6 protein-coding genes and 1 pseudogene are annotated in these 7,194 nt (G+C 59.0%); 4 read left to right on the forward strand and 3 right to left on the reverse strand.

Translation table 11 applies throughout. The features are described 5' to 3' along the window. Positions 1-8: 8 nt before the first annotated feature. Both NKI66_RS31460 and NKI66_RS31465 read left to right on the forward strand, forming a co-directional pair. On the forward strand, positions 9-1,247 hold the full coding sequence (locus NKI66_RS31460) for an aromatic ring-hydroxylating oxygenase subunit alpha (RefSeq protein WP_352565099.1): 1,239 nt from the start codon (positions 9-11) through the stop codon (positions 1,245-1,247). Positions 1,248-1,251: 4 nt separating this feature from the next. Then, complete coding sequence (locus NKI66_RS31465) at positions 1,252-2,313, forward strand: FAD-binding oxidoreductase (RefSeq protein WP_352571816.1); 1,062 nt, start codon at positions 1,252-1,254, stop codon at positions 2,311-2,313. A gap of 272 nt (positions 2,314-2,585) precedes the next feature. On the opposite strand, the gene NKI66_RS31470 is transcribed toward NKI66_RS31465, so the two are convergent. Beyond that, positions 2,586-3,188, reverse strand: a complete 603-nt coding sequence (locus tag NKI66_RS31470) for a dimethylsulfoniopropionate lyase (RefSeq protein ID WP_352753919.1) — start codon at positions 3,186-3,188, stop codon at positions 2,586-2,588. 34 nt (positions 3,189-3,222) lie between these two features. Then, a complete protein-coding gene (locus NKI66_RS31475) occupies positions 3,223-5,259 on the reverse strand; it encodes an oxidoreductase (protein WP_352565095.1) in 2,037 nt (678 codons plus the stop codon). A gap of 148 nt (positions 5,260-5,407) precedes the next feature. Between NKI66_RS31475 and NKI66_RS31480 the strand changes: the two genes are divergently transcribed. Then, on the forward strand, positions 5,408-6,037 hold the full coding sequence (locus NKI66_RS31480; protein WP_352565094.1) for a TetR/AcrR family transcriptional regulator: 630 nt from the start codon (positions 5,408-5,410) through the stop codon (positions 6,035-6,037). 15 nt (positions 6,038-6,052) lie between these two features. Continuing rightward, complete coding sequence (locus NKI66_RS31485; RefSeq protein WP_352565093.1) at positions 6,053-6,847, forward strand: pyrroline-5-carboxylate reductase family protein; 795 nt, start codon at positions 6,053-6,055, stop codon at positions 6,845-6,847. Positions 6,848-7,011: 164 nt separating this feature from the next. Here NKI66_RS31485 and NKI66_RS31490 read toward each other — a convergent pair. Next, positions 7,012-7,194 (reverse strand): annotated as a pseudogene (locus NKI66_RS31490) (integrase); the annotation flags it as partial.

Consider the following 7,194-nt stretch of genomic DNA (forward strand, 5'->3'; position numbering starts at 1 on the left):
ATTTCCGCATGAACGCCGCCTCGCCGACCATCCAAGAGCTGCTAGCACGTCGCGTCTCGGGCTATGCGCTCGAACAGCCGTTCTACACATCGCCGACGATTTACCAGCTCGACCTCGAGCACATCTTCTACCAGGAATGGCTCTACGCAGCCCCGGCGTGCCAGCTTGCCAAAGCTGGTAGCTATGTAACGATGCGCGTGGGTGCCTACGAGGTGATCGTCGTTCGAGGCCGCGATGGCGAAATCCGCGCCTTTCATAATTCCTGCCGGCATCGCGGGTCGCTGATCTGCAAGGCGCGCGAAGGCCAGGTGGCCAAGCTCGTTTGTCCCTATCACCAGTGGACCTATGAGCTCGATGGCAAGCTGATCTGGGCGAATGACATGGGCCCGGATTTCAATGCCTCAAAACATGGTTTGAAGCCCGTCAATCTTCGCAATCTCGATGGCCTGATCCACGTCTGCCTGTCCACCACTCCACCTGATTTCGATGCTTTCGCCCAGATGGCTCAGCCATATCTCGAAGTCCACGACCTTACGGATTCCAAAGTCGCGTACACGTCGACCATCATCGAAAAAGGCAATTGGAAGCTGGTGTGGGAGAACAACCGCGAATGCTATCATTGCAGCAGTAATCATCCGGCGCTGTGCCGCTCATTCCCGCTCGATCCCGAAGTCGCTGGCGTCCAAGCTGATGGGAAGGTATCGGCGAAGCTACAGGCGCATTTCGACCGCTGCGCTGGCGCCGGTGCGCCGGCGCAGTTCCAACTCGCCGGAGAGGGACAATACCGCCTGGCGCGTATGCCGCTTCAGGAAAAGGCCGTGAGCTATACGATGGACGGCAAGGCGGCCGTCGCCAAGAACCTTGGCCGGGTTGCGCCGCCCGACGCCGGCTCGCTCCTCATGTTCCATTATCCCTCTACATGGAACCACTTCCTGCCGGACCACTCCCTCACCTTCCGGGTGTTGCCGATCAGCGCCACTGAAACCGAAGTCACCACCACCTGGCTTGTGCACAAGGACGCGGTCGAAGGTGTGGACTACGACCTCAAGCGCCTGACCGAGGTCTGGATCGCGACCAATGACGAAGACCGCGAAATCGTTGAAAACAATCAGCTTGGGATACTCTCGCCGGCCTATACTCCTGGCCCCTATTCGCCCGGGCAGGAAAGCGGCGTGACGCAATTTGTCGATTGGTATGCAGCCTGGCTTGAGCGCGCCCTTGCGCCGCTTCAAGTTGCAGCGGAATGACCCGATGAGCGCATTCAGAAAACTCTCGTTCTGGACCGATGCAGAAGAGTTGGAATGCGTAACCCGTACTCCGGAAGCGCCGAATGTCGTGACCTTCAGCTTTCAGAGTCCGTCCGGCGCGCTGTTCAATCATGAACCGGGACAGTTCGTTACACTGGAACTGCCCGTTCCAGGGGGGCCGGTCTATCGCACATATACGATCTCGTCTTCGCCGTCGCGTCCGACTGCCCTGACCGTCACGGTCAAGGCGCAGGAAGGGTCCATCGGCACCAGATGGATGCTCGACAATTTGCGCAAAGGCGCGCTCATCAAGGCTATAGGGCCGACTGGGAAATTCTCGATCGTCCATCATCCGGTCGAGAAATACCTTTTCATCTCGGCCGGTTCCGGCATCACACCGATGGTGGCGATGACCACTTGGCTCTACGATTCCGGGCGCGAGCCGGACATCGTTTTCATTAACTGCGCGCGCCGCCCGTCCGACATCATTCTGCGCGACAGGATGGAACTCATGGCGTCGCGCATCGTCGGCATCGATCTCAAATGGGTCGTCGAAGAGGCAGATCCCTTCCGGTCCTGGACCGGCTACCGCGGGATGTTCAACCAGATCATGCTGGGCCTGATGGCGCAGGACTATCTGGACCGCGAGGTGTTCTGCTGCGGACCCGAGCCCTTCATGCGGGCCGTGCGCGAGGCCCTTGCGGGTCTCGGCTACGACATGAGCCGCTATCATCAGGAAAGCTTCCAGGCAGAGCCTCCAGATGCGGAGAATGTCCCCGAGGATGTGGTTCCGAATGAACAAAGCGTGGCCGAAATCCAGTTTGCCCTGTCCGGCATAGTCGCGAAGTGTACAGAGACGCATACGATCCTGTCCGCTGCGAAGGCCGCGGGGCTGGTGATTCCATCGGGCTGCTCCATGGGGATTTGCGGAACCTGCAAGATCCGAAAGATTGAAGGTCAGGTTCATATGGTGCATAACGGCGGCATCACCGAAGAGGATATTGCCGAAGGGTATATTCTTGCGTGCTGCTCCAACCCGATCGGACGCGTGAAAGTCGACGCATAGCAGATAGCCGAGATCGGTCGATGGAATTGGGGATCGAGGCCAGAGTTTTCTACTTTGATTTCGATGCCCTCTTGTGATCTCGTCATATAGGCTCAGCAGGCCCAAAGCGGTCGAGTACAAGCGGAATATCTATCCTAGTAGTCGCGGAACTCCACCTCCGAACTCGCTTGAAGCCGGACCGTTGAGGCGATGAAGCTATTGATGATCTGCATGCCTCATCGGAACGGCAATCTTCTTGGCTGCCCCTCGGTCAATACCGGGTTTCGGCCAGCTCAGTGATGCGTTTGATCCACCAGCAGCGCCCAGAAAGCGAACAGCGGCGTATCCAGGGATCTCATTGCATGTTTGATGCCTGGCGGATTGTAGAATGATCCACCGATGCCCGGCGAAAACCACTCCTTGTCAGCCTGCCTGAACTCGGAATCCGAAAGCACGAGGTAGGTTTCTTCCGGCGGATGATTGTGGTCGGGATACCGGACGTGAGGAGCCATCAAAGTGACGCCGAGCCATAGATCGTGTCTGTCCTCGATGCCGCCCGGACCAAGGATCATCGCGTTGGCGTGACCGTCAGCGAAATTGCGGCTGGCAGACGGGGCGGGATTTGATTTCGGCCGCCATTCGAGCAGCGGCTCGATCGCCTTGAAGCGTTCGACCAAGTTGCGGAGCGTGGACGGGATCGTCTCTTCCGCCAACGCCGAGCCAAGATGAGAACAGACCGGCTTGCGGCTCCCGGCCTTGGTCCTTTCCAGTCCGGGAACTTCAGATTGGGCGAAGAGCTGGATGATCGATCTGCGCGATCGCAGGTCGTGTGAGAACTGGTCGAAGGCCACGAACGCGGTGTCTACAAAATATTGCAGGGCGTCACTTCTGTTCATCTCGCAGCCCTTGTTGTGCGCGTTCGTTGCCGGGTCAAATATCTTTCGCCAGTCGCAGTGCGTCGTAGATCGCGGCGTGGGTGTTGCGAGCTGAAACGGCATCGCCGATACGAAACAATTGGAATTGGCCTTGCGGGTTCCGCACCACCGACTGCGCTTGTCCGGCAATGAGCTCATCATGCGAAATCTCGCCGTGATTGGTCGATTTCGGTTTCAGCTCGAAATAGATGTCATCGAGCGGAATGGTGCCGTGGTTGACGACAACCTGGTCCACGACGCGCTGCCTGGATATGCCGCCGTAGTCGCTGCCGACATTTGCAATGAGCTGGTTGCCATTCTTTTCAACGGACTCGAGCCGATAGGTAACTGTGAAGGTCACATCGAGCTTTTGCAGGACCCGCATGTAGGGCACGAGGTTCATAGCCATCACCTCGGGGGAGAAGGACCGGTCCGGCGTCATGATCTCGACCTTCGCTCCCCCACCCGCGATGAATTCCGCGGCCTGGAGGGCGGCATGGTCGCCGGCGTCGTCGAAGATGAGGACATTGCTTCCCGGCTTTACGTCTCCGGAGATGATGTCCCATGAAGACACAACCAACTCGTTGCCCTTGGAAAGGACATCGGTGTGCGCCACCCCGCCCGTCGCGATGATGACGACATCAGGATTTTCCGCCTCGATGGTTTCGGCTTCTGCCCAGGCATTGAACTTGATGGTCACCCCGTATTTTTCGCACTGGGCCATGCGCCAGTCGATGATGCTCATCATCTCCTTGCGGCGTGGGCTCAGCGCTGTCAGGCGGATCTGTCCTCCCGGCCCGCTGGCGGCCTCGAAGACCACGACCTCGTGTCCCCGCTCGCCCGCCACGCGGGCCGCCTCTAGGCCGGCCGGACCTGCGCCGACCACGACAATTTTCTTGCGGGTTTCGGCCTTGGGGACGATGTGCGGCATGGTCAGTTCGCGGCCGGTTGCGGCGTTGTGAATGCAGTATGCCGCTCCGCCCTGATAGATACGGTCAAGGCAATAGTTGGCGCCCACGCAGGGCCTGATTTCGTCTTCACGCTTCTCGATGATCTTGCGCACGATGTGTGGGTCGGTCATGTGAGCGCGCGTCATGCCGATCATGTCGACCTTACCCGATGCAATCGCGTGGCGCGCCGTCGCTACATCCGGTATTTTCGCTGCATGGAAGGTTGGGAAGTTGGTAGCGGCACGAATCTCGCCGGCAAAATCAAGATGCGGCGCATTCGCCATTCCCTGGATCGGGATGACGTCCGTCAGGCCCGCATCGGTGTCGATATGGCCGCGGATCACGTTGAGGTAATCGACAAGTCCGCTTTCCTTGAGGCGCTTGGAGATTTCAATGCCCTCCGACTTGCCGGTGCCGCCGGGGAGACATTCATCCGCCGTATAGCGCACGCCCAGAATGAAGTCCTCGCCGACCCTTGAGCGGATCGCCTTCAAGACGTCCATGCAGAAGCGCATGCGGTTCTCAAGGGAACCGCCATAAGGGCCGTCAAGGTCGTTCATGAGAGGCGACGTGAACTGTTCGAGCAGGTGACCGTAGGCCTCGAGCTCGACGCCATCCATCCCGCCCGCCTTCATCCGCTCCGCGGCGTCCGCGAAGTCCTTGATGATGCGCTCGATATCCCAGTCTTCAATCTTCTTGGGAAATGCGCGGTGGGAGGCTTCACGATGATGGGACGGCGCCACGACGGGAAGCCAGTCGCCCTTGTCCCAGCGTGTACGCCGTCCAAGATGGGTTAGCTGGATCATGATGGCGGCGCCCTCTTCGTGCACCGCATCTGTCATTTGCCGGATCCACGGCACGATCTCGTCCTTGTAGGCGAGCAGGTTGTTGAAGACCGGGGGACTGTCCTTCGAGACGGCCGCGGACCCGGCTGTCATCGTCATCGCCACACCGCCCTTTGCCCGTTCCACCGTATAGGCAAGATAGCGTTCCTTCGGCATCCCATCCTCCGGATAGGCCGGCTCGTGGGAGGTCACGATGATGCGATTGCGCAGGGTCAAATGCTTGAGTTTGTAGGGTTGCAGAAGAGGATCGCTCGACATCTGACCGGCTCCGGGCTGGGAGGACAAGCGCGAACGCTAACCGGAAATGTACACACATGTCAAGTTTAGCTTCGGTAAGGTCGACAGAGTTGACATAGGTGTACATTTTGCTGGTTTTCAGTTTGACCTTTTGTTAGGCTGGTCGCTCATGGAGCAGATTTCGAACGATAGCGGATGGCGTGGATCGCCGGAGGGATGGCTTGAGGCCGCCTACGACCTGCTTCTGGAATCTGGCGTAGACACGGTGAGAATTTCGCCACTGGCCAAGAAGTTGGGCCTGTCACGCACCAGCTTCTATTGGTTCTTTAGGGATAGAGAAGAACTGTTGGCTGCCCTCGTAGCGCGTTGGCGCGACAAGAACACCGGCAGCCTCGTCAAGCAGGCCGAGGCGTATGCCGAGACGGTGGCCGAAGCGATGCTGAACGTTTTCGACTGCTGGCTCGACAAGTCCTTGTTCGATGCCCAGTTCGAATTCGCAGTCAGAAGCTGGGCGATTCAATCCCCTGACATTCTGGCGGAGGTCCAGAAAGCCGACCAGACGCGTCTCGACGCGATGAGCCAGATGTTCGTCCGCTTCGGTTACAAGGAAAGCTTGGCCGACGTTCGAGCGCGCACTGTCTACCTCGTGCAGATCGGCTACATCTCAATGCAGACCCGGGAAGATCTCACGGCCCGCATGAAGCGCATTCCCGGCTACGTGGAGATTTTTACAGGCGAGGCCCCGCAGCAGCGCGAGCTGGATCGGTTCTTCGCCAGACATGACTATTTGGCGGACTGAGGAAGAGTTGCGACAATGAGCAAACCCATGAGCATCGGGATAATTGGTGGAGGGGGCTGGCTTGGACGCGCCTTCGCCGAGGCCATTGTCGATGCGCAAATAGTTGCCGCAGAGCACCTCGCGCTCTCTTACAGAAGCGGGCAACCCGGCTTTCTGCCAAACGCTATCTGGACCAGGGACAATCAGGAACTGGTGGATCGATCTGATGTCATCATCGTCTCGGTCCGACCCCAGGATTGGCCTGCCATCGAGATTTCTGCGCCCGGCAAACTCGTGATGTCGGTCATGGCCGGGATTCCTCTCGACCAATTGGCTCGACGTCTCAAGACCGACCGCGTCGTCCGCACGCTTCCTAATGCAGCCGCAGAGGTGCGCAATTCCTACGCGCCCTGGATAGGCTCCCAAGGCGTCACCGTGGATGACCGCAATGTTATTCGCCGGATCCTGGAAGCCTGTGGCGCTGCCGACGAAGTCAAAACCGAAGCAGATATCGACTACATGACCGGCCTTACCGGATCCGGCCCGGCGTTTCCGGCGCTTTTGGCGGCGGCGATGATGGACGATGCCGTCGGTCGAGGAATAAGCCCGGACATTGCCCGAAGGAGCGTCAGCGCGGTGCTGATTGGAGCGGGAAAACTCATCGAGGCTCGCGCAGACAACCCCAAAGACATCGTCCAGACCTTCCTCGACTACCGCGGCACCACCGCAGCGGCAATCGAGGCCATGCGCGCAGCCGGGTTTGAAGCGGCCGTGGCAGACGGGCTTGCCGCAGCGTTTCAGAAATCCGTGACGATGGGACAGGCCACCTGACATGTGGCGCGAAACGGCCGTTTAGCTGCTAGCCATTGGCGGGCGGCTTTTTACGCAATGGCGGACATTGACTTCGACTAGGCGGAGGGACTGGTTTCGGGAACTCGCGAAGGGCGAAAGAACGACCGAAATGAGGCGCAAAGCGCCATTGTCAGAGTGGCTGATCAGCCGGCAACGCGGCTGCTTTCGGGCACAGATGAGTTCGTTTGTCCCAAGAAGTGTGCAAGCGCTGACTTCCTGGAAGCCCTATCGAGCGCATAGGAGGTGTGGCTGAAGGCGACACCATCCAGCAGGCCTTGAATGTAGCCAGCGATGCTGTCAGCCGCCATGATGAGCGCGGTATCTAC

Origin of the sequence: Mesorhizobium sp. M0518 (assembly GCF_040321125.1) — a bacterium.
Classification (GTDB): domain Bacteria; phylum Pseudomonadota; class Alphaproteobacteria; order Rhizobiales; family Rhizobiaceae; genus Mesorhizobium.